This is a genomic window from Corynebacterium striatum ATCC 6940 (assembly GCF_000159135.1).
Lineage (GTDB): Bacteria > Actinomycetota > Actinomycetes > Mycobacteriales > Mycobacteriaceae > Corynebacterium > Corynebacterium striatum.
Genome location: NZ_GG667519.1, coordinates 383,449 through 404,784, shown reverse-complemented (window position 1 = coordinate 404,784; position 21,336 = coordinate 383,449). Strand labels below are relative to the sequence as shown.

Genomic DNA, 21,336 nt, shown 5'->3' with positions numbered 1-21,336 from the left:
TGTGCTCGTTGTATTCGGCGATGTCGTCGGCGGGTAGTTCGAGTTGCTTCTTGAGGTATTCGTGCGGGTTGTCGGCGTTGGGGAACCGGCGCTTCAAGGCTGTGCGCAACACCTGGGCTGGGGTGGTGCTCTCGTTGGCGAGACAGACTTCGTCGAGGTTGAGCGACAGCGTGCCTGCCAGCTGCTCGGCTGATGCGAGGTTGACCTCGTGCAGGTAGCGCTTTTGCTGTATCCAGTCATCATGCCGTTCGGCAAGGACCGCTCCGACAAGCCAGGTAACGGCGTTGTGGTCAGGGAAGATTCCTACCACGTCGATGCGCCGGCGGATTTCCCGGTTGAGTCGCTCTGTAGGGTTATTCGACCATACTTTGGTCCGCACTAGCTTCGGCGCGTGGGTAGATGCCAGCAGGTCGTCAAGGGCTTCTGCGAGGTAGTCAGCAACATCATCGAGCTTTTTCTCTGCAGAGCTCAACGACGTCGCGGCCAATCTGCCCATCCTCGCCGCCGGCGTCATCACCATCTGGCGGTTTAGCCTCCGGCCGGACATCGTGGTGGGCCTCGTCGTTGCCGTCATCAACCTCGGCGCAGCAAAAGAGGTCCTCGAGGCCGCACAGGCCGAGGACCCCAAATTGGAGCTGGACGAGTAACTGCCAGGAATACTCAAGGTTTCGTTAATTGATATGCCAGCACGAAGCCGCATAATATGATTATGCGTTTGAGAGAGCGCATGAGAGAGATAGAGACAACTTCAGCGCCCTGCGGCCCCATGTGAGGCCCGGGCGCTGAAGTTGTTTTTGCGCCTCTCGACCCCAGCCAATTGGTGTCCCACAGGCGCGAGGGAACACTCCCCACTTTCCGTCACCTCACCCCACCGCTAGGCCACACTTCTTTCTAGACATTGATTTCTCTCCGGAGCCCAAAGCTCCTTCCTCCGTCAGAAAGGACCAAGCCCGTGCCTACTGCCTATCTCCTGCCCGACACCGCCACCGAAGCCGAAAAGAAGCGCGCCCGCGCTGCAGCCCTAGCCGATATCCATCATCGTCGCGAGCAAGCCGCAATCATGGCCGCCAAGGCCCGCGAGGCAGAAAAGGCTGCACAGCAGGCTACGCTCCTCGACGGCTTCGATCTGGTGTTCCTCGGCACGCTTGTCGCCGTGCTGCTCATCGGCGCACTCGCGATCCAGATGTGGCCACTGGCCATCGGCATCGCCTCAGTCGTGTTCGTTCTATTCGCACTAGGCGCTTTCCGCGACTAAGGGGCTGCAGGCAACTTTTACCCGGCCACCCCGTGAATGCCAGAAAAACTACCATCTTTCTCGCAGCATTCTGCCGAGTAGTTTTAGCGCCACTTTGGGCATAATCAGCTTGCTGAGTTTAAGAGAATGCACAAGAAAGATAGGCGATTAACCTTTTAACAACGCTCCTTCCACAAGTCGGATAGCCACGTGGGTAAATACATCAAGACCTGCAACGCAGTCTTCATCCTTGGTGTATTCCGCCTCATTGTGGGAGACGCCGTCAACGCTTGGGATAAAGAGCATGACGGTCGGTACGTGCTCCTTCATATTCGTCGAGTCGTGCCCGGCCACGGTGAAGATCTCCTGGTGCGAATAGCCCAGCTCTTCAACCACTTCACGTGCAAGTTCCACGCCGGCCTCTGGATACGGGTTGAGTGCCCACTCATGGGTAACGTTCAGCTCAACACGGGTACAGGACTCTTCTTCCGCTGCCGAAATAATCTCCCGAACGCGCTTCTGCGCGGTCTCCAGCGTCTCACTGTTCGGCGAGCGTAGGTCAATGTTGAAGCGCACCTCACGGGCAATGGTCACCGGCGAGTTTGGTTCCAGGGTCAGCTGGGACACTGATGCCTGAAGCTCAAACTCCGGGAACTCTCGCGTTAAACGCTGTACCTCAGCGATGATGAGGGAGGCGCCAAACAGCGCATCACGACGATCCGCCATCATGGTCGAACCGGTATGTCCCTGCTCACCGTGCACTACCGCCTGGAACTTCTTCGCGCCCCAGGTCGCGGTCACCAGGCCGATGGTATTGCCAGCAGCCTCCAAACCCTTGCCCTGTTCAACGTGGATTTCGCCGTAGGAAACCACTTTCGGGGCCTGCTCCACCGGGGTCCACTTCTCTTCCTCAAAAGCCTCTGCCACGGTGGTTCCTGCGAGATCCGTCGATTCCAGCGCTTTTTCCAGCGGCATGACTCCGGTGAACACGGAGCTGCCCATCATCGACGGGGAAAAACGCGAGCCTTCCTCGTTAAACCAGTTGATTACGGCCAGGTTATAACGCGGCGAAATCTTCTCCTCTTCCGCAAGGCGGGCCACCCGGTTTGCCGCATGCGCTGCCGCCAGCACACCGTATGCACCGTCATAGCGCCCGGCCAAAGGCTGTGAATCGAGGTGCGAACCCAGGCCTACAAAAGGCGCGTCCGGAACGAACTCGAAAAGACCATACTGATTGCCAATCTCGTCGTAATGCACACGCGCACCCATCGATTCCAGCACCTGGGCAAACCACACACGATTAACGCGGTCTCCTTCGCTCGCAGCTTGCCTTTCGACGCCGCCTCCCGCAGTCGCACCATTGGCCGACATCTCGCGGAAGTCCGCCAGGTACTGTTCATCAGTTGTCGCTCGCATGCCTCTATCCCTCCGAATCTGTTAATTCATGTTCCAAGTCACACTAGAGCCCAATCGACAAGTGCACAGGCAGATTCAGAAAACTGGGGCAATATCCCACATATTCAGATTATGGTTATGCATATGCACAATTCCGATTGGAAAAAGATCCTCGCCGAAGTTCGTGCAGACATACCGAGCATGGCAGAAGAATTCATTCAGAAATTTCGCGATTCCGGAAGCTACGGTACCTCTCGCATCGACGAATACGAGCTTCGAGAGACCGCAACCGCCGTGCTTGGCATTCTTATGGACTCACTTTCCGGTGAGGCCACCGAAGAGAAGGTTCGCCAGCACGCCGATAACCTAGGCCGGCGCCGCGCACAGCAAGAAGTTGCCATCGGGACGCTTGTCGACGCCATCCAGCTTGACTTTCTTGTCATTTGGGAGCGCATTCGCCGCACCGCACATGCTAATCAGGAAGTGCTCATAGCCCATGTCGATGAGCTCCACAACGTGGTTGCCAAATACAACTTCTTTGTCCGCGACGGCTTCCGTAGAGAAAATGCCCGCCTCGCCCGCGACCTCCGCCTCGCTAATGGTCGCTATATCGACAAGCTCTTTTCTTCTGCAACTATTAGCCCGCTCGGAGCTGAAGAAATAGCTCTTGCCCTAGGATGCGCCGCGCAAGAAACTTTCGATGTCGCCGTATTTCACGCAAGCAGTTCACTCGAAGCACGCGACGCACTCGACACGGCTACCGCGCAAGGCCATGTATTTGGCCATGCTCATCACGGACTCTTCGCTGCGTTCTGGCCAAATAAACTACATCCCGCACCTGAGCTTCCCGATTTGCCCAGCGTCATTTTCCCTAAGGTAAAAGGCTTAGTGGGTGTGCGAAAAGCTGTACTAGCTACCCCTTCCCTTTTTGAAGCGGCTATCCTTGCGCCCCGCCCCACACCAGTCGGAGAATTGGCGTGGGCAATCGCTGGCCAAGCATTGGCGGATTTCCCCGGCACCCGGCTCAAGAAGTTGAGTACTGCAATCACCAAGCTGCGCGCCGAACAACCCTTAATTGTCGAAACCGTCGAAACCTACCTGCGCACAGGTTCTGTCAAAGCAACGGCAGAGGCGAGTTTCTGTCACCGCAATACTGTCATCAACCGGCTGCACCAGTTCGCCGAAGCCACGGATTACGTAGTAACACTCCCCTATGATGCCGCCGCAATTATTCTTGCGCTCAATACTAATATCGAACTCCGTGAGCTCTGAACTACCTTCTTCCGCTCTTGTCTTGGCGCGCCGCCTGGTCCGCGAAGCGAATCCCACCCCCAGACGGGTGCGACGCGAAATTCCTGAATCTTTTGCGAATTATGCAAATCTTATGCACTACCAGCAGCATGAATGATATGTATGATTTAAATTACTATTCATTTCGTCCTGTGATCCATAACTCATAAGGGTTTAGTTACTGTTGCCCCCAACACCAAACACTTGAAAAAGGAAGGCACAGATTTACATGATGGACTTTGCTGAAACCACCTCCGGCAACAAGGGCGGCCAGCAACTCGGTGCTTGGTCAGAGGTGGGCAAGCTCCGCCAGGTAATGGTCTGCCGCCCCGGCTTGGCACATGAGAGGCTCACTCCGAACAACTGCAAGGAGCTGCTTTTCGACGACGTCCTGTGGGTCGAGGAGGCACAGCGCCACCACGATGAGTTCGTAGCGCGCATGGAAGAGCGCGGCGTCGAGGTGCTGCACATGCGAATTCTGCTGGAAGAAACGCTGGCGACCAAGGAAGGCCGCGAGTTCATCCTCGGCAACAAGCTCCTGGATAAGAACGTCGGCGTGGGCGTGGGCAGCGAATTGCGCGAGTGGTTTAGCGAGCTGGACAACAAGGCTCTGGCCGAACTTCTCATCGGCGGCGTGCCCTTCAACGAAATCCCGAAGGGCCTTGGCCACGGCGTCATCGACACCATGCGCAACGTGTACGCGCCCGATGAGTTCGCGCTGCGGCCCCTGCCCAATAGCCAGTTCTCCCGCGATAACTCCGCCTGGATTTACGGCGGCGTCTCTCTTAACCCGATGCGTCTTCCTGCCCGTCACCAGGAGACGATGCTCACGCGTGCTATCTACCGCTACCATCCGCGCTTTGCCAACGCATCCTTTGAGTTCTGGTACGGCGACACCGACGAGGACCCAGGCCTCGCGGCCCTCGAGGGCGGCGACATCATGCCGGTGGGCAATGGTGCGGTCCTAGTGGGCATGGGCGAGCGCACTACTTGGCAGGGTGTTAGCCGTCTGGCTAGCAACTTGTTCAAGGCCGGTGCGGCCGAAAAGGTCATCATCGCGGCGATGGCCCCGGAGCGCGCCTCGATGCACCTGGATACCGTGTTCACCTTCCTCGACGTCGACAAAGCCACCGCCTATCCGCGCGTGGTGGATACCATCCGTCCGCTTATCCTGCACCCTGCAGATGATCAGAAGAAGCTGGCACTCGAGAGCCCGGACAAGCACTTCGTCACCGTGGTTGAGGAAGCGCTCGGCCTGGACAAGCTCCACATCGTAGAAACCGGAGGCAATTCCTATGCCGCGGCGCGTGAGCAGTGGGATGACGCCAACAACGTGGTTGCCTTGGAGCCCGGTGTGGTCGTGGCTTACGATCGCAATAAACACACCAATGCCAAGCTTCGCGACGCTGGCGTCGAAGTCATCGAGATCGGTTCCGCCGAGCTCGGCCGTGGTCGCGGTGGCGGACACTGCATGACCTGCCCCATCGTGCGCGATGCAGTGGACTACTAAGGGAAGAACTAGCCGTTGACAACATATGACACTGCCGCGCCCGCCGCGGACGAGACCGCATCTACTGCCTCCCCAGTAGGTCGCGGGGGCAAGAAGACCGAAGGTACTGCGCTGGGCTGGGTGCTCGCGCTCTTCGGCACCGCGATGGGCGCAGGTATTCTCTTCCTTCCGCTACAGGCCGGCACCTTTGGCTTCTGGCCGCTGGCCTTTGCTACGGCCATCATCTTCCCAGTGGTCTACTTCTCCCACCGCACCTACGCGCGCATCGTCTCGGGTGCTCCCACCAAAGACCACGGACTTGACGTCCTCGAGCTAGTACGCAAGTACTTGGGCCGGCACACCGGCCTCTTCGTGGCCTTGATGTACTCGCTGGCGAACATCCCCTCAGTGTTCATCTACGCCATCTCGTTGACCAACGCCATCGACAGCTTCATTGTCAATCAGCTCCACGGACCATCCATTAACCGCTGGGTTCTTTCGGTTCTGTGCGTGGGAATCTTGACCGGTATCTTCGCGATCGGCCGCAAGCCCATGCTGTGGCTGGCGCAGGTGCTGGTCTATCCGCTCATCGTCTCTTTGGCTGCTACCTCGATTTACCTAATTCCACAGTGGGACCTGCGTTCCTTTATGGAAGTGCAATACCAAGACGGCAGCTGGCAGTATATTCTGCTGGGCTCCGTGCTGATTTTGCCAGTGCTTGCTTTCTCCTTCTCGCACATGGCCGGCCTCTCCCAATTCTCCGTGGACATGCAGCCAACCTACGGCGAGAAGACGGAAAAGCACGTTACCCGCATTGAGCTCTACACTGCCGCACTGCTGGTCGTCTTTACCATGTTCTTCGTATGGTCCTGTGTGCTGGCTCTTGGCGCGGATGGCATGAAGGAAGCAACTGAGCAGAACCTGCCAGTGCTCTCCTACTTCGCTAACGTCACCGGAGTACCGCTGCTTGCCTGGCTGGCCCCGATGGTCGTTATCTTCGCGATTATTACCTCTTACTTCGGCACCATGCTCGGTGCTGAGGAAGGCACCTCTTATATGGTGCGCCTCATCGCGCCACGCACTGCGAACCGTCTGAACCGCCGCGGCCTACTCACCATCGTCTACACGTTCATCTTTGTCACCGGAACGCTGGTCTCGGTGTTCAATCCACCAATTCTCAGCCTCATCTACTTGGTTGGTGGCGTCTTCGATGCGGTGCTTATCTTCCTGCTTCCGGTCTACATGTTCCACCGGGTCAAGGAGTACAAGGCCTACCGTCATGACCCGTGGAACTACTTTGTGTTCTTCTTTGGTTCGGTGATTCTGGCAATCACCATCTGGGACTTGTTCTAGTCCGCTTTCTGAAGCGGCCGGTTTGGGGTGGTCTGGGTTTCCAGGACGTCGCCAAGCAAGCCAAAGAAGCTTTCGCGGTCCGCCTTTTCGATGACCGTCGCGTTAGCTTCTAGCCCAAAGGTCTCCCAGGCCATTGCCGCATAGCCTCGCGTAATACCGTTACCCGTGACCACGTCTGCCTTGTAGCGCCCGGATTCTTGGATGAGATCTGGGTGCGGCAGCGTTGCCAGCCACCATCGTGATGGCACGGAAATCCGCGCGCTTGTCCAACAAGCCAACCAGAATTGCTACGCAATCGTCTTGGGCGGAACCGGAGCACCCTTCGGAGGAAGCACCTTGGGATACTTCTTCGAAGCTGCAGTCTGGCCAGCAGCAAGCGGCTTAACGTCAGATGCCTCACCCTTCGGAGCGGCAGCACCCGGCTGCTCACGCCATGGGGTGGGATCCCAATTGGTGGCAACGAGCTTGCGCTGGGAGAACCAGCCAAGTGCCAAGACAGCCAAGCCAAGAACTGCTATGAGAACGAGGCCCAGTGCTCCGCCGGCCTTGGAAGACCAGCCCAAGAGCAGGCCGAACCAGCCGAAGTCGGCATCGCCGAAGGTGGTGTTAGCATCGCCGAAGGAGCCGAGCACACCCAGGAGGAAGGCCGGCAGGAAGGTGATGATGAGGCCGTTAATAAACGCACCGAAGATGGCGCCGCGGCGTCCACCGGTTGCGTTGGCGTAGACGCCCGCTGCACCACCTGTGAAGAAGTGCGGAACCAGGCCCGGCAGGATCAGCGCCACGCCGAATGTTGGACCGAGCCATGCGGCTAGAGCAGCGAGGCCGACGAGGCCGCCGATGAAGGAGAAGATGAAGCCCACCAGCACGGCATTTTGTGCGTACGGGAAGACGATAGGCGCGTCCAGAGCCGGGATGGCACCGGGGACGACCTTGGCGGCGATGCCCTGGAATGCAGGAACGAGTTCGCCCAGGATGGTGCGCACGCCGAAGAGGATCACGGCCACGGCCACGCCGAATTGGAGGCCTTGAGTAAAGGACTGCATGAGGTAGTTACCCACGTTGGTGGCACCGCCTTCGAATGCGGTGAAGGCCTCCTCGGTACCAGCGCGCACCATGAACATGACGGCGAGCACGATGTACATGAGAGCCATGGACAGTGCGGTAGCCACCATGGAGTCACGCAGGAAGCGCAGGCCTTCGGGAAGCTTGAGCTCCTCCGTGGACTTGGACATCTTCTCGCCCTTACCGCCGACCATCTTGCCCACGGCACCGGCAGCGAGGTAGCCGGCGGTGCCAAAGTGGCCGATGGCGATGGAGTCGTCGCCGGTGATGCGGCGCGTCCACGGGTGAGCAATGGCAGGCAGGGAGACCATCAAGATACCCAGCAACGCGGCGCCAAAGGCGACCACGATCCAGGAAGAGTATCCAGCAGGTGCAAGGACCATGGTCAGCAAGGTGGCCATGAACAACACGTGGTGGCCGGTCAGGAACACGTAGCTCATCGGGGTAAACCGGGCCAGAATCAGCGAGACCACGAAGCCCAGGATCATAATCCAGGCCACTTGGGAGCCGAACTGGTCTTGGGCAATGCCCACGATGGCCTCGTTGGTGGGCACCACGCCCTGCGCGCCGGTGGCGCCGGTGATCATGGCGCCGAGCGGCTCAAGGGAGGCGGTAACCAAGCCGGCACCCGCGCCCACCAGGAGGAAGCCGAGTGTGGCCTTGATGGCGCCGCCGAGGACCTGGCCCACGCCACGGCCCATCGCGGCGAGACCCACCGCGGTGATGATGCCGATTAGGAACGCCGGCACGGAAAGAATTTCATTCACCAAGAAGTTGGCAATGTTCAACAAGACATCCATGAGTGCTCCTTAGACGTCGTAAAGCTCGCGCAGAGCAGAATCGATTTCGGACATGTTCGTAAAGTCTTCGATGACGTGGACGGGCACCCCGACGTCGCCAAGCGTTGCAGCGATTTCCCCGGACGTCAGCAAGAAGTCAGCTTCCTTCGCACGCCCCTTGGCCGAAATCGTGTCTGTTGCCTCGACGGTGAGGTACTTGCCCCAGCCCCATTCATCGAGGACCTGCTCCAGCGTGTTCTTCAGGAACAACGACGTGCCCAGGCCATTGCCGCACACGGTGTAGATTTTGCCCTTTGAGGCCACCGAATCAGCCGCGGTCTGGTGCTCGGCGCCATCTCGCGCGTCACTGTGATCAGCTGCAAGAGCCGCGCTTGCCGACGCCGCCCCTGCCCCACCGTTCGCCACATCCACAAGCACCTGGCGCAGCTCAGCTTCGCTTTCTACAGAATCCAGACGCGTACGCACGTCCTTCTTCCCCAGCAGCCCTGCCAGCTCCTTCATTGCCTTCAGGTGCTCGGATGAATCCTTCGCCGCAAGTGCTACGACAAGAGTCACGGGGTCATTGGCTTTGGAACCGAACTCCACTGGCCGATCCAAGCGCACCCACGACAACGCCGTTTCGCGCACTGCCTCCGACGGCCGCGCGTGGGCAAAAGCGAAGCCCGGCGCGACCACAATGTACGGTCCGTTTTCTTCCACCGACTGCACCATGGCCTCGGTGTATGCCGGGCCCGTCTTGCCCGCCGCAACGAGCAAGCCGCCCGCCAATTCAATGGCCTCACGCCAGTCACTCGCACGGCCGTGCAGGTCAACTGCACCTTCTGCGAGCAACGCATTCAGCATGGACATACGCGTCCTCCTACCTTTACTCTCTGCCGGCCACGAAAGATATGACCAGCCCTAACTAAAGTATTAACAGGTATGCAAACGTTTACCTAGCCGTCGACGAATATTTAGACACATGCCACTCAACACTCGTTTCTGCCTTTATCACGCAACCGAGAATGGAAGCCGCCTTCGCAAGGACTTGATTACCTCCGGCTCCGCTAGCTCACACTGATCACGGGGCTCGTCACTCTACGAGCCCAAGCCACGTCAACCCCGGCGCGGTAAGTGCCGTAACGAGCGGGCGCCGCGACAAGAACTCGACGTAACCCAGGCGCTCGAGCTCGGCAATCCCTTTACGCGCGGTCTGCTTAGACACTCGGACAACGCCGGCTACCTCGTCCAAGCTCAGGCCAGCACGTGGACCAAAAAGCGCGACCTGTCCAAGCAAGAATGCGATCGACAATGCCAGCTCGCTTGCAGCTCCTTCGCTCTCTAGCGCATGCAGGCTCTGTTCCAACCTATTCAGCCGGTCGCTTCTTTCCTCGAGGGAGGACAACAAACGGGCCTGGGCAGCATTGACCATCGCAGCCATATCCTCGACAAAGAAAGTCAGCTCACCATAGTTCATGGGGTCTTCTGCCGTAGTGAAGGCATCGTAGTAGCGCCTCTTCTGCCTAAAGATTTCCGCCGAGAGCGACAACGCTGTCGGGGTAGAAAGTAGCCGTGATAGCCGAAGGCTCAGGAGGAATCGCCCCATGCGTCCGTTGCCGTCGTAGAACGGATGGGTATGTTCAAACATGAAGTGCTCCACAAAGGCCGCGAAGAGCTGAACCCCGCGGGACTCATGAACAGAATCGAGCATCACCTCGAGGCGCGCCCGAATGGCGGACTCGCCCCGTGCGCCCGCATGAAGCTCACGCACTCCATCGTTTAGCGAAACATCACCAGTTCGGAAAAGCTCGCCATCGGGCGCATCGGCTTTGTCTACTTCTTCGCCGACGAGGGAGTCGTACAGCGAGCGAATCTCAGACAAGTTTGAGGGGAAACCCAATGGTGGAAGGTCATCTCGCCCCAAAAATTCGCTGGGGAGGGCCAGGTATTGCCGCACCATTTCCCGGAATCGTCGCACTGGCGCGCCTTCCGACGCCTTTCCCATGCTGCGTTCAGCCTCAACCGCGGCGGCGACTTCTTTGCGGGTGGAGGAAATGTTCTCAATATCGTTGGTCGCCTTTATTTCATCGACCACCAGCTCGTGAAAATAGTGTTCCCTAGCCGTCACTGGAAGTTTCTGCCACAACGCAGCAATCTGAATCTCTTGGCGCCAGACGCGCTCCACCCTTTCTGCGAGACCACGGGTGTGAACATAGAAAACTCCGTGCTTGCCCACCTCATAGGGCCAGGTAAAAGCAGCAGGACTTGAACGCCGCACACGGAGCTGCTCAGCAACAAGCTCCCTGCCACCGCTCGTAGCACGATAAAACACCTTTTTCAGTGGTTCGTATTTTTCCACAGGCATTACACCGCCTAAACGTTAAAAATCGCGATTTTTGTAATTAAGCTACCCCAAAAACTCGCCTAAAATGAAAAATTCGCCCTTTTTAATCTTAAGCAATGCACGGGACTGCGTTATTTCAGCCCCCTTGCTCCATGAAATCCCCTAGAGCTCCTGAATAAGGTCAGCGATCTCGTCCTGGTGGCGATGACGGAAGACCGCCACCGTTCGCCGGCGCGGCGCCTGCGGGCTCAGTCCCAGTATCTCGTTAACTCGAGCTAGCGAATCTTCCGTCGATTCACCAGGCTGCATCAGCGTGCCGTCAAGTCCCACGAAGTCATAGAGGCGAGCCAACCCAGCCTCATGATGCTGGACAGCAGGTGCGATCGAGACATCAAAGGTCCTTTCTTTGCCCAGCTTGAGCCACACCCGCTGGCCCTCGCGTACACCGAGCTCGTCGAGGAACCGCTTTATCGTTGACAACGAGACTTGCTTGAGACGATTGACACGAACAAACTCGTCACCTAACCGGCTACTCAACGCACAGCTCTCGCCCACTTTTACTCCGTAGTACGCAGCAATGGGCGCGGGCACAGCGAAGCCGCTGCCACGCAGGTGGTCCTTGTTAACTGTCAGCAAGAGGTTCCACTCGCCGTCACGGAGATAGGCATCGCGGGCATCTGCGATATCGCCCTCCATGACGTTTCCAGACTCATCCACTCGTGCAATAACCATGCCGTCGCGAGTCTCAAAATCTCCATTGGCCGCATATTGGCGGATCGAGAGTTCTGAAATTCGCAATCTCTCTGCCTGCGCTAGCAGCTCATTCAAAGCAATCGCAGGGACTTCCTGCGAGGAGCCTGCGGCATCGACAACCGTATGAGTTCGGGTGCTAGCGGCCAGGCGCGTAGAGATCCAGCTAGCAATACTCTTGAATTCCTCGTGTCCCCACTCCGTCAGCGCCCATTGATCGGCAGAGACTTTTGTCAGACGAGGGTCAATGGAGAATTGATTAGAAGCAGACCGTGGGCTGCCGCCCCCGAGGGTATCCATGATCGCCTCTGCAGTCATCGGCTCACCGTTTATAGCAAGCACGCTCACAGCACGGTCTTGGTAGCTGCCGACCTTTGTCAGCACGTAGTTGTCCAAGACTGCGACCTTAAGTTCATCGTTGGTCACGATGTACTGCTCCAGCCGTTCCGGCGTAACTTCTAAGCCCACGGCGAGTTCATCAATCCGAACAATACCGTGGTCGTCCGCCAGCGTTGTTAACCTCTCTGACAAGGACTGAGTAAAACCATTGAACACCAACCAGCCGTTAACAACTTCCCATTGCTTGCCAATGCCCGTGAAAATTTCACCGAACGTTACGTCAAACCCTGCTGGCTTTCGTACGAGATCAGGTAGCTCCCTTCGGAGCTCATCCACAGGCAAGATTGGACGGGCACGCTTACCCACAGCCGCCACGACTTCTTTAAAGAGAGCACTATCCTTCTCAAAATCTTCCGCCAATTGTCGCTCCAACTGACGGATCCTCTCGCGCGTGAGACCAAACGCGGTACCGATGGAATCCAACGTCGCCTCACCAAGCCACCGGCTGTTAGCGATTCCGCGTTTGCGTTCATCACCGCCGATGGCTCGATCGAGCTCATCCACGGCGCGTTGGAACAAAGCCCGCACTGGGGATTGGTGCTCAAGGTGTGCAGAAATTATGGGGACCTCGGCTGCGACGGCACTTGGTAACGACGCAACCTCTACAACCGCGCCATTTAGCTGTGCCCACCCGATGTACAACGCGGCTTGGTCCAACGCGCGGATTTCTTCGGACGTTCGACCCAAAAATTCAGCAGCGCGCCCAGCGGAGTCATCGTCGCTAAAAGGATTGTCACCAATGGGGATGTCACCATAAGGGTTTTCCGCTGCACCAATACTATCGATCACCGCGGCATTTCCACTGTCACTGGCTGCAAGAACCACAGCTTCCACCATGGCTACAAGCTTGTGTTCGCCTACTCCTGGAAGATCACGCAAGTCCTCCACGGTTGCCTCCAGCGGTTGCGGGAACCGCGCAAACCACTGTGTGTACCCGCTCTTGTAAGAACTTTGCACCTCGATCTCACTAAACGGCGTCAACTGGGGTGAGAGCTCCAGAAGTTTCCGTCTTGGGTGCTTGGCGCACCACTCCACCGCCAATGCCTTTGTGCCAGTGTGCGCACTTGTGCCAGAAACGCCAGTGCTCCACGGGAAGATCCCGTAGGTTTCTGTCAGATCAAGTTCAGCAGGCTGCGCCGACAGGTCCTGCTCCACGAGTTGCCCGCCCCCAGACATATTGCTCAACAGACGAGCAAAGGCTGTCTCACCAATAATTGGGACGCCGTACTCCCTGGCCTTGCGCGCCTTTCCACTCATGGAGTCAGGGTTCGCAGCAACGAGTAGCACGGACTTCTTCGTCACGCCGCCGACACTTAGCCCTACTGCCATTGCGCGACGTTCCCATTCTTCTCGGGGAAGATCGAACTGCCCCGTAAACGTCACTCTGTCCCCAGCAGACAGGCTGATACCCAGTTCACTTTCCCCTCGCTGCGGTGCCGCAAGGAGTGCCTCGGCGGTATCGGCAGGCAGCCCCAGCTGCTCGTTGAGCAACAGCAGCGTGGCACGTTCTTCCTCTGTCACCTCACCATCCATCCAAGCCTCCACGGCGAGTTGCCGGATGAATTCTTCATGAATACTCATCACGTCATTGCTGGTGAGACCCTCCTGCTGTGCTTGGTTCTGCAGCTGGGCAATTTCAGACTTGGAAAGTTCCTTATCTACCAACGCAGCAGCGAGCAGTTTCTTGTACTTCTCCGCGTCTCCGGAGCCTTCAGGTGCTGCAGTATCTGCCAGGCGGGCCAGCCATTCACCACGCTTGTGCGTTAAATCTTCTGCCAATGCGGTGCGTGGTAGAAGCGCGCCGCGGGCAGGAAACTCGTGCGGCGGGAGGGTAATTGCTCTGCTGCTTATCACCACGTCATTCCCCTGGCTAACCAGCCAGGCAAACAGCTCTGCAGTCGCCAGTGTATCTGCCAGTGCCGAGTGCGGACGGGCATTTGTGATCCCAACAACTTTCAAGGCGTGCTCAAGGGTTGTACCCTCACCTGGATACGTCTGCTGGAACAACCGCTTGGTATCAACCACCCACGCCCCGTAGTTGGGCCACGCCACCCCTAAATTAGAAAACTCCCTCTGCAAGAACCGCACCTCGAAAGGCGCATTGTGTGCGACCACCGTGCGCCCGTTGAGAAGGTCGAAGAATTCCCCTGCGACTTCGCCGAAAAGTGGCGCATCCACAACGTCAGTCGGTGTGATGTGGTGAACGAATGAGTTCGGAATATCCCGCTGCGGCTGCACCAAAGTCTCCCACGTTGATTCCACCTCCCGGTTGTGGTCCAACAGGACCACACCTATCTCGATGACTCGATCAGTCGAGCCAAAACCTGTGGTCTCGAAGTCAACAACGGCGTATCGCTTAGGGGCAACCATGGGGCCTTCCTTCTAGCTTGTTGGATCAATGCGTTGGGCTACACAATTGCGCTGCACACCACATCAGCTGCACACCACATCATATGTGTCGACATGTCTCGAGTCTGTCGGCCTGGCCCAGAAGTACCTCGAATTCCAATCAGATTGAAGTGGCCCAAGTTTTGTTCCAAGGCATTTGCCTTGATTTCTACCTCGACACCGTCATCCCACCTGCGAGTAGGGACTAGCTCGTTCCTGTAGGAGCCGTTAACGGTTTCCGCCAGCACATTGAGTTATAAGCCGCCAACCATCCCGATGGAAGCAGCAAGCCCGTACCGGGCAAGTCGCCCGTTGCAGACAACACTGACCTACTGCGACCCGTGAACCGAAAGGTCAATGAGACCTGTTGTTTCCTCAGCGCACCCGATCGCCTGACTACGTGCACTCCGTGCGGCATTAATACGCACCGCCTGCTGGGAACGGGGCACCAGGTGCCGAAGGAACCTGGCGAGGAAGCCGTGTTCGACGGCAGTGGTTGACACTGGCAGTGGTGGATGTGGGCCATCCTGGAGGCAGCGGCGGTGATTGTCGCGCTGCTAATTTGTGGGCGGTGGAAGCTCTCGCGCGACGACAAGGTTGAACCGGAAGGCCCAGCGCCAGAATCAGCGACGGGACGATGAACAGCGCCAACATAAACATCAGCTTCCAGTAGTCGGCCTCGTAGATACCGGCGATGGAACTGCGGAGCGTATCGATCGCGTAGGTGCCCGGCAGCCACGGGCTAATGTTCCGGACTCACTGCGGCACCAACGGTAACGAAGGACGCTAAGGTGATCTTCCGCGCCAATGGGGTTCGCGTGGGCACCGCGCAGACCGACGCTGAGGACAACGCGAGCCTGGAGCACGTCATCGACCAGGCTAGTCTGCAGAAGATCACCGCGGAGGTTCGGGAGTGCGAAGCGGATGGACGAATCTTCAGCAAGGCTGAGACAGAGGCCGAACCGTTTGAGATTCTGAGCACAGGCGAGGCAGAGACCGGAACTACGCTAACCCGCGAAAATGACTCGGTGGACCTGGACGCAACCCCGCTGACCGGCGATGCGGTAGCGTTCATCGCGACGGTGACAGTCCAAGGGGAAGAAAAATATCACGGAGAGAGCCACAGTCTCCTTCTTCGTCGGCGAGAAGTTCCTGGGAGCCGCGCCGGTTGACCAGGCTACCGGGGAGGCTCGCTTCGAGTACGGCCTCCCGACCCGCGGTCAACATCAGGTACGCACGGTCTTCGGCGGCTAGGAGGTTGTTAAAGATGAGGGCGTGGTCAGGGATGTTTTGAAGCTTTCCACCTCCGAGGCGCTCACCGTGGAGGTCAAGGCCCACGAGGTCGAGGTTGAGGACATCTCCGGCGCCGGTGACGGCAACGATAGGGCCAACGGCGATAACGGTGGCGACGGCGATCAGGATTAGGGCGGTTCGGACGGCCCCGATGTGGGCTCGGCGGACGGTTCTATTCTGCGCAAGCTGCTGATTGCGCTCGAGGCGATCGGCCTGATCACTGCAGTGATCGCTGCTGTGATGCGCGTTCTGAACCAGCGCTACGCGGCCTAGTTTGAACCCAGGGTTCGGACCCCCGCGCTCTGGGTTTTCCTTGCTTGCTCTCGAACCGGTGTCCATCACCTCTGAGCGCTTGTTTCTGCTTCTGGCGCGCCGCAGCGATTCGTGCCTACCGGGAATAGCGGTTCATGGCATCGAGATCGTGCCCGTGGCACGCAGCCGAAGGAAGAAGGGGCGGGCTCAGCGTTGTTTGCTGAGCCCGCCCCTTCTTTATGCTCCTACTACCTAGGTCGGGTGGCGCGATGCACGCGCCACTCCCCTGCCTGGTTTTACCGCTTAGGCGGTCTTGCGGCGGCTGAGCAGTAGGCCCGCACCTGCGAGCACAGCACCAATGAGCCCCACAAGGCCCACGCCGTACCCACCGGTCTTCGGCAGCTTGCCGGTCTTGGTGTCGGTCACTTGCAGGATCATGAGTTCGCCGGACCCTTTGGCCTTGATAAACGGGCTACTGCCGCCTACCACGGAGATTGTGTACTCCTTGGTCTTCTGGTCGATTGAAATTTCAAAAGCTACCGGCTCGGGCAGCAGGTTGAGACCTGCCGGTGCCTTCGTTTCTACGAGGTAGAAAGTGCCAGTCTTAGTAATTTCAATTGTTTTCATCTCAGGCGTGATGGTGTAGACCGGTCCTCCACTGTAGTCCGGCTGACCACCAACCGAAGGATAGATTTCGAAGGTCGCACCACCGAGTCCCGGTAGAACCTTGACTCCCTCGCCATCGACGTATTCCGCCTTTTCCAAGGTCAGCTTGCCTGGCTTGGGGGCCGGCGCTTTGTAGTTATCGACGACGCAGGAAATGTGAGACAGAACCTTATTGGATTCCGACATCTCTACGCGGAAACCAAACTCGCCCACATTTTCCACCTTGAGAGGTGAAGTCTTCCCGTCTCGGGTTTGAGTACACACAGCGTTGAAGTCACCGGTGGAATCCAAGGTGTCACCGCGTCGGAACAGGGTGTAGCCCTGCTTCTGCGTTTCAGCCAGAACCAGCGACTGCTCCTTCTCGCTTTCAATGTTCCACGATGCAGTACCCTTATCGGATTCAGATCCGGAGGTCACCTTCATCGACTGGTGAACCAGCGGACCGTTACCAGAGCCGATGACATTGTCATTTGCGGATAGGGTGAATTCCCAACCTGGGGCACCGTCTTCGAGAACCTTGCCGTTTTCATCGACAATCCTCTTCTTGACCTTCACTACGCCGTTACAACGAGAAGCAAGCTCTTCACCAATCTGCTTCAACTGCGCGGCTAGCTGCGAGTACTGGTTAACTCGGATAGTGTCGCCGGTACCAGAAAGATCCTCACCCATGGTCTTGACGCCTCGCGGACCGTAGGTCCACTTGGATTGATCACGCGTAATATTGATAAACCGGCCTGCCGAGTTTCGCTCCCAAACCTTGAAACCACGATTTTTATACGCAATCTCGAAGTTCACGGTAGTGTCGTCGCCCACGTAGCTTGCCGCATCCACGTATTTATCGAACTCAAAATAAAGTCCGGGCTCCGTAGGGGTTGTGCCACGCTTCCGCCAACGCACATTTTTCAATACGAGATCCTGAGTAACAGTTGTGCGCTGAGCAGACTTTCCGCCTACGGTCAGATCGACCATAATCGGAACAACACGCGTTCCTGCGGCCTTCAGCTCATTAGCTGCATCGATTGCCTGGTTCAGAGCGGACTCTTGGACGAACTCGCCCCCAAGCCCTAATTCAGTGGACCTAGATGAATAGGTCGGCATACCGTCAGTGATGAAGTACACCACGTCATAGTTTCCCGCAGCGACTTGCTTAAGACCGGCTTCCCAGTTAGTAGAACCGTTGCCGTCCCAGTTAGACACAAAGCCCTTTGCTCGACTAACCCCATCATCAGACTGCAACGAGATATAAGGCGGATTCTCGTTATGCGTAGACCCGCGTGGGTTCCGCGGCGCGCTACCAGCAAAATTGTAGATGCCGAGCTCTGCAGGAGTTCCAGCCAGCGAATCAATCAAAGCATTCGCCGCTTTTTTCGACTCGGTAAAACCGTTTGAATCAGCGTAATTCAGCGAAGTTGAAAGGTCGGCCACTACAGCAATGCGCAGACCACAACGCTGTGGCATCGGCGGGTTAGGGACCCTCCCATGCACCCAATCAGCTCCATCCGGCGGAGAGATAATCGGTGGCTTTGGCTCACCTTTTTTCTCTCCATACACATCGAGGGTGACTTTCAGATTCTTGTTCTGTGAGAAATTATTAGTGAAGGTGAATACCGCATCCTTCGGCACAACGGCAGAGTCAACCGGCTTGCCATCTTTTACCGGCACGACTTCCATAGTGATGAAGCCGTTGCCAATATTGACATTGCGCTTCTGCAAGGTCACGCCTGACTCAATCTTATCCAGCTCGAGGTTGTACTGCTGCGCTTCCAAGGGGGTCGCGTCAGTCTCGATACGCACGGTTGCGTACTTCATGCGAGACTCCTCGGTCACCTTAGCCGTAAAGGCATTGGGATTCTTAGGATCTACTGGGTCACTTTCAACTGCAAAGTCGTGACCGATGGCATCAAAGTGACGCCCTTCGACAGCCGGCGGCTTAGGGTCTTCAGAAGAATCTGAACAGTTTTTCACCTGCCCGCTGAAGTCGAAAGACCACTCGGTCCTCGCACCGGCAGCGATCTGGTATCCGTTCTGCGGCTTCGCCGTGACCTTAACGGTCGTCTTTTGCCCCTCGTAGAAGTGCTGCCCAGCGGACTTTCGCTCGCCACCAATGAAGTAGTCGACACCCTTCGTGTCTGGGATGTTGATAAAGCCCTTCTCTACACAAGAGGGCGCGGTGGCTGGATCAACTGCAGTTGGCTCTGCAGGAGTCACGGACGTACCCGGCTCCGGTTCCGGGGATGGCTGTGGCTCCGTTGGGTCAGGCTGTGGCTCCGGTTCCGGGTCAGGGCCGGTGGTTGTTGATGTTGTGCCCTTCAGTGCGACGGACACCGAACCCGTTACCTTTGGCGCTGTGAAATCGGGAGTCAGGCGAACAACGTCCCCTTTATTCACCGCAATATTCAGATCGTTATGGGTAATCGTAAAGTTTGTACGTGGGTTACCGCTTGGCGTGAACTTTGGCTCAATCGACGTTCCGTTAATCGTTAGCGTGTACGTCTGCACGAAATTTTTTCCGGAAACGGAAAATTCAAGACTCGTGACCGTGGCGTCCGCCCCAACGGTGAACTCAAATGTCGGATCGGGCCTGGCATTGAGGTTCGAAAAATCCCGTTTCGCCGGGCTCACCGGAATGGTCGTCGCCTGCGTCTGTGCCTGCGCCGTCGCCACCGGAAGGCTGGGCAGCGCGCCTGGGGCAGCGACGCCGAAAACCAGCGCAAGCGCGGCAATCAGCGCGGCGGCTACTCCCATGAATCTTGTTTTCATTGTCGCTACCCTTCTTGCTTTCGCTTCTTCGTGATCAACAGCATCAACAGCCCGGCGCCCATCAGCGCCACCGCGGCGAGGACGAGACCGATGATCTGCACACCAGTCATCGCCAGGGCGCCCTGTTCGCGTTCTTTCTCATTACCCGACCCGGGGGTCTCCCGTGGCGGCGGGGTTTCGCCCGGCGGGGTGTCCCCTGGGGGCGGGGTGGACGGCGTCGTCGGCGGCGTCGTCCGCGGCGTCGTCGGTGGTTCGGTCGGTGGGGTGTTCGGCGGAACCGTGTTGTTCGTCTTCGCCACGATCACACCTTCCACCGGCCGGGGGTTATCAGCAACAGCATGGAAAGGAACCGCCACCAGGAAGGGGCTGATCTCCCGGTACTCTCCCGCCGCGGCACCAGCCGGTGCCTGGGAGGTGACCAGGTAGATGCCCTTCTCGAGCCCCTGGAATCGGACCTGGCCGGCCTCGTTGGTCACGGCTGTGATCGTGCGGTCGGTCGGCCAGTCAGCGATCTCGTCTGCGCTGGTGTTGCGGACCTTCGCCTTATCCGCGGCGTTCTCCGGGTCGATGCCCTGCAGCCGCTCCAGTTTGATGGTCACGCCCGCGACCTTGCCCGTGGCAGGGTTGACCGGGTCCCCATTGCCCGGGGAAAGCGTGATGCTCAGCGTGTCGGTTCCGTAGTCGCGGGATACCCCGGGCTGATCACTCAGCCCGGCTACCTGGGCTGCGTCGGCAACCCCGACGGCACCATTTGCGCCGCCGAGCAGGCCAGCGCTGAGGGCGATGGCCGCCACAAGGCTGCGACTGGTCCGTACCGCGCGTGCGTGGCTAGTCATCTGCTCCAGCCCTTTCGTCATTCATCGTCTCTGTCGTTTCTTGGGATTCGTCATCCCGCTTGTTCTTCAGCAGCCACCGCAGCAGCAGGAGCAGCACAACAGCTGCTGCCGCGAGGAGCGCGTACATCCACCACTGCCACCCGGCACCGTGGTTCTTGTCGAAAACCTCGTGATCCTCTGGGTCCAGCGGGACCTGGTGGCCGCGCACCAGCAGGCGGTGCGTGTTGATCCCGTAGGGTGTGCAGGTGATCAGGGTGATGTAGTCCTTGCCCTGCTCCGGGCGGAGTTCCTCGGTTTCGGTGGGGAGCACAACCTTGATCTGGTCGACCACGTACTTCAGCTTCTTGCCGGAGACCTGGACGTAGAAGACATCACCCTTCTCCGCCTTATTGAGGTGGTCGAACATGGTGGAGTTCGCCAGGCCCGTGTGACCGGTGATCACCGAGTGCGTGCCCTTGCCGCCGACTGGCAAGTCGGAGCCGAAAAGGTGCCCCAAGCCCTTTTGCAAAGTGTCGTCATCTGTCCCGTGGAAGATCGGCAGGTCTGCCTTGATCTTCGGGAAGATGAGGCGCGCCATCGCGTCGTTCGCGCTGAGCTGGTCCAGGTATTCCTGGTATTCCGGGTTGTTCTCGTCGAGGCGGGCGAGCCAGGGGTCGAGGATGGGGCCGGTTGTTCGGTTCTCGTTGTACTCGTGTGCACGCTCCCACTGGGTGTCCTTCACCTCTTGTGGGGCACTCTTTTCGAGTTTCGCGTATTCCTGCGCGGCCTTCGTGGCCAGGTGATTATTCCACAGGGTGGACGTCACCGGGTACAGCATCACGAGCACCCCGACGATCACGAGTGCCGCGGCCAGCATGGGACTGGTCTTGGTGTTGTTAGCACGGCGGGGTTCCTTCTTCGGTTCCACGTCAGTGCTGAGTGTGTGATCCACGGGGTACTCCTGGGGCTGGTTCTGCTTGACTGTGCTTTGGGTGAAACCTCCGCCCGCGGGGTTGTCCGCTGGGCGAAGGTTTTACCTATTCAGCGGGCTATTAGTTCTTAGC

15 protein-coding genes and 2 pseudogenes are annotated in these 21,336 nt (G+C 58.1%); 7 read left to right on the top strand and 10 right to left on the bottom strand.

The annotated features are described in order from the left end of the window. Nucleotides 1–178 precede the first annotated feature (178 nt). Nucleotides 179–460: pseudogene (locus HMPREF0308_RS13140) on the bottom strand (transposase); the annotation flags it as partial. Between the two features lie 492 nt (nucleotides 461–952). Between HMPREF0308_RS13140 and HMPREF0308_RS01805 the strand changes: the two are divergent. Next, complete coding sequence (locus tag HMPREF0308_RS01805) at nucleotides 953–1,255, top strand: hypothetical protein (protein WP_005528109.1); 303 nt, start codon at nucleotides 953–955, stop codon at nucleotides 1,253–1,255. Nucleotides 1,256–1,402: 147 nt separating this feature from the next. Here the strand turns inward: HMPREF0308_RS01805 and HMPREF0308_RS01800 are convergent, their stop codons facing one another. Further along, nucleotides 1,403–2,650: a M20 family metallo-hydrolase gene (locus tag HMPREF0308_RS01800; RefSeq protein WP_005528108.1), complete on the bottom strand. Its 1,248-nt coding sequence runs from the start codon at nucleotides 2,648–2,650 to the stop codon at nucleotides 1,403–1,405. Between the two features lie 123 nt (nucleotides 2,651–2,773). On the opposite strand from HMPREF0308_RS01800, the gene HMPREF0308_RS01795 reads away from it, so the two are divergent. The 3 genes from HMPREF0308_RS01795 (at nucleotide 2,774) to HMPREF0308_RS01785 (ending at nucleotide 6,761) form a co-directional block, all read left to right on the top strand. Then, nucleotides 2,774–3,901: a helix-turn-helix domain-containing protein gene (locus HMPREF0308_RS01795; RefSeq protein ID WP_034656565.1), complete on the top strand. Its 1,128-nt coding sequence runs from the start codon at nucleotides 2,774–2,776 to the stop codon at nucleotides 3,899–3,901. Between the two features lie 247 nt (nucleotides 3,902–4,148). Further along, nucleotides 4,149–5,429 carry an arginine deiminase gene (locus tag HMPREF0308_RS01790; RefSeq protein ID WP_005528106.1) on the top strand — a complete coding sequence of 427 codons (1,281 nt, stop codon included), beginning with the start codon at nucleotides 4,149–4,151 and terminating at the stop codon, nucleotides 5,427–5,429. A gap of 15 nt (nucleotides 5,430–5,444) precedes the next feature. Continuing rightward, nucleotides 5,445–6,761, top strand: coding sequence for an SLC5/6 family protein (locus tag HMPREF0308_RS01785; protein WP_005528105.1), 1,317 nt, complete (start codon nucleotides 5,445–5,447; stop codon nucleotides 6,759–6,761). On the opposite strand, the gene HMPREF0308_RS13585 is transcribed toward HMPREF0308_RS01785, so the two are convergent. From HMPREF0308_RS13585 to HMPREF0308_RS01760, 5 genes are all read right to left on the bottom strand, one after another. Then, complete coding sequence (locus tag HMPREF0308_RS13585; protein ID WP_034656564.1) at nucleotides 6,758–7,009, bottom strand: hypothetical protein; 252 nt, start codon at nucleotides 7,007–7,009, stop codon at nucleotides 6,758–6,760. The genes HMPREF0308_RS01785 and HMPREF0308_RS13585 overlap by 4 nt on opposite strands. 39 nt (nucleotides 7,010–7,048) lie before the next feature. Beyond that, nucleotides 7,049–8,626: a PTS ascorbate transporter subunit IIC gene (gene ulaA, locus HMPREF0308_RS01775; RefSeq protein WP_005528103.1), complete on the bottom strand. Its 1,578-nt coding sequence runs from the start codon at nucleotides 8,624–8,626 to the stop codon at nucleotides 7,049–7,051. A 9-nt stretch (nucleotides 8,627–8,635) separates the two neighbouring features. Continuing rightward, the gene (locus tag HMPREF0308_RS01770) at nucleotides 8,636–9,475 is read right to left on the bottom strand and encodes a PTS sugar transporter subunit IIAB (RefSeq protein ID WP_005528102.1); all 840 of its coding nucleotides are present in this window, start codon (nucleotides 9,473–9,475) and stop codon (nucleotides 8,636–8,638) included. 223 nt (nucleotides 9,476–9,698) lie between these two features. After that, nucleotides 9,699–10,970: a Fic family protein gene (locus HMPREF0308_RS01765; protein ID WP_005528101.1), complete on the bottom strand. Its 1,272-nt coding sequence runs from the start codon at nucleotides 10,968–10,970 to the stop codon at nucleotides 9,699–9,701. A gap of 141 nt (nucleotides 10,971–11,111) precedes the next feature. Beyond that, a complete protein-coding gene (locus HMPREF0308_RS01760) occupies nucleotides 11,112–14,468 on the bottom strand; it encodes an exonuclease domain-containing protein (RefSeq protein ID WP_005528100.1) in 3,357 nt (1,118 codons plus the stop codon). A gap of 410 nt (nucleotides 14,469–14,878) precedes the next feature. Between HMPREF0308_RS01760 and HMPREF0308_RS14130 the strand changes: the two are divergent. The 3 genes and pseudogenes from HMPREF0308_RS14130 to HMPREF0308_RS14125 form a co-directional block, all read left to right on the top strand. Continuing rightward, nucleotides 14,879–15,127 (top strand): annotated as a pseudogene (locus HMPREF0308_RS14130) (class C sortase); the annotation flags it as partial. Between the two features lie 150 nt (nucleotides 15,128–15,277). Beyond that, the gene (locus HMPREF0308_RS01755; RefSeq protein ID WP_005528098.1) at nucleotides 15,278–15,658 is read left to right on the top strand and encodes a hypothetical protein; all 381 of its coding nucleotides are present in this window, start codon (nucleotides 15,278–15,280) and stop codon (nucleotides 15,656–15,658) included. 103 nt (nucleotides 15,659–15,761) lie between these two features. Next, nucleotides 15,762–15,911 (top strand): hypothetical protein, encoded by a 150-nt coding sequence (locus tag HMPREF0308_RS14125; protein ID WP_005528097.1) that lies wholly within the window; start codon nucleotides 15,762–15,764, stop codon nucleotides 15,909–15,911. Between the two features lie 423 nt (nucleotides 15,912–16,334). Here HMPREF0308_RS14125 and HMPREF0308_RS01745 read toward each other — a convergent pair whose 3' ends face one another. From HMPREF0308_RS01745 to HMPREF0308_RS01735, 3 genes are read right to left on the bottom strand one after another with little or no spacing between them, the layout of a single operon-like run. Then, nucleotides 16,335–19,457 (bottom strand): SpaA isopeptide-forming pilin-related protein, encoded by a 3,123-nt coding sequence (locus HMPREF0308_RS01745; RefSeq protein ID WP_005528095.1) that lies wholly within the window; start codon nucleotides 19,455–19,457, stop codon nucleotides 16,335–16,337. A 5-nt stretch (nucleotides 19,458–19,462) separates the two neighbouring features. Then, nucleotides 19,463–20,293 (bottom strand): isopeptide-forming domain-containing protein, encoded by an 831-nt coding sequence (locus HMPREF0308_RS01740; RefSeq protein ID WP_034656563.1) that lies wholly within the window; start codon nucleotides 20,291–20,293, stop codon nucleotides 19,463–19,465. After that, nucleotides 20,286–21,224, bottom strand: a complete 939-nt coding sequence (locus HMPREF0308_RS01735) for a class C sortase (protein WP_034656562.1) — start codon at nucleotides 21,222–21,224, stop codon at nucleotides 20,286–20,288. Before HMPREF0308_RS01735 ends, HMPREF0308_RS01740 begins: the two co-directional genes overlap by 8 nt. Nucleotides 21,225–21,336 lie beyond the last annotated feature (112 nt).

Excerpts from the sequence above, each read along its gene's own strand:
- HMPREF0308_RS01800 (WP_005528108.1), bottom strand. The coding sequence starts at position 2,650 with ATGCGAGCGACAACTGATGAACAGTACCTGGCGGACTTCCGCGAGATG.
- HMPREF0308_RS01795 (WP_034656565.1), top strand. The coding sequence starts at position 2,774 with ATGCACAATTCCGATTGGAAAAAGATCCTCGCCGAAGTTCGTGCAGAC.
- HMPREF0308_RS01790 (WP_005528106.1), top strand. The coding sequence starts at position 4,149 with ATGATGGACTTTGCTGAAACCACCTCCGGCAACAAGGGCGGCCAGCAA.
- ulaA (WP_005528103.1), bottom strand. The coding sequence starts at position 8,626 with ATGGATGTCTTGTTGAACATTGCCAACTTCTTGGTGAATGAAATTCTT.
- HMPREF0308_RS01770 (WP_005528102.1), bottom strand. The coding sequence starts at position 9,475 with ATGTCCATGCTGAATGCGTTGCTCGCAGAAGGTGCAGTTGACCTGCAC.
- HMPREF0308_RS01765 (WP_005528101.1), bottom strand. The coding sequence starts at position 10,970 with ATGCCTGTGGAAAAATACGAACCACTGAAAAAGGTGTTTTATCGTGCT.
- HMPREF0308_RS01760 (WP_005528100.1), bottom strand. The coding sequence starts at position 14,468 with ATGGTTGCCCCTAAGCGATACGCCGTTGTTGACTTCGAGACCACAGGT.
- HMPREF0308_RS01745 (WP_005528095.1), bottom strand. The coding sequence starts at position 19,457 with ATGAAAACAAGATTCATGGGAGTAGCCGCCGCGCTGATTGCCGCGCTT.
- HMPREF0308_RS01740 (WP_034656563.1), bottom strand. The coding sequence starts at position 20,293 with ATGACTAGCCACGCACGCGCGGTACGGACCAGTCGCAGCCTTGTGGCG.